We start from the raw sequence: 1,228 nt of genomic DNA on the forward strand, positions 1-1,228 counted from the left end.
TCGCCGGCCGCAACCGGGCCGAGATCGAGAACATGATCGGCTTCTTCGTCAACACCCTCGTCATGCGCACCGACCTCACCGGAGACCCGACGTTCACCGAACTCCTGGGTCGAGTTCAGGACACGGCACTCGGCGCGTACGACCACCAGGATCTTCCTTTCGAGCGCCTGGTCGAGGAACTCGCCCCCGACCGCGACCTCACCCGCAACCCCCTCTTCCAGACCATGCTCGTGCTCCGGAACATCCCCGACACCGACACCTGGCAACTCCCCGACCTCGCCGTCGAACCGGTCTCGATCATCGGGCAGGACGCCAAGTTCGACCTGACGCTCACCGTCTTCGACGACGCGGCCGGCGGGTTGCGGGCCTCGGTGGAGTACCGCACCGACCTGTTCGAACGAGACACCATGGAACGGATGGTCGGACACTTCCAGACCCTCCTGGCCGCGGTCGCCACGAACCCGGACGTTCGGCTCTCCGAGACAAGCATGCTCACGTCGGCCGAGCGGCGGCAGGTTCTGGTCGAGTGGAACGCCACCGCCGCCGACTACCCCGACACGGCGACCGTGCACGGGCTGGTCGAGGAGCGGGTCGAACTCGCCCCGGACGCGGTCGCCGTGCGCGGCGAGCAGGAAAGCTTGACCTATCGTCAGGTCAACGAGCGAGCCAACCGACTCGCCCACCACCTGCGCAGCCGGTACGGCGTCGGACCGAACACCCTCGTCGCGGTCTGCCTCGATCGCGGCCCGGAGCTGATCTGCGCCCAGCTCGGCATCCTCAAGGCCGGGGCCGCGTACGTCCCGCTGGATCCCGGATATCCGACCGAGCGGCTCGCCTACATGGTCGCGGACACCGGCACTCCGGTGGTCGTCTCGGACGCCGAGCACAGCGGACGACTGCCCGCCGGCACCCCGAAGTTCCTGGTCGACCTGGACCGGCCGACACTCGCCGCGGAGCCCATCGACAACCCGGAGCCGGTGGCCTCACCCCAGGACCTCGCGTACGTCATCTATACCAGTGGTTCCACGGGTCGGCCCAAGGGCGTCGAGATCCGCCACCACAGCGTGGCCAACCTCATCCACTGGACCACCACCACCTTCACCATGAACCCCGGCGACCACGTCGCACTCCTGGCCGGCGTCGGATTCGACGCAGCCGCCTGGGAACTATGGCCCGCACTCACCACCGGAACCACCTGCCACATCCCCGACGACACCACCCGACTCAC

The 1,228-nt window shown here is 68.1% G+C and carries 1 protein-coding gene; it reads left to right on the top strand.

Annotation, left to right across the window (positions count from 1 at the left end; all coding sequences use genetic code 11):
* Positions 1-1,228, top strand: a 1,228-nt coding sequence (locus ABZS54_RS43010) for an AMP-binding protein (RefSeq protein WP_355548943.1), incomplete at both ends; no start/stop codon positions are given.

This window comes from Embleya sp. NPDC005575 (assembly GCF_040605455.1).
GTDB lineage: Bacteria > Actinomycetota > Actinomycetes > Streptomycetales > Streptomycetaceae > Embleya.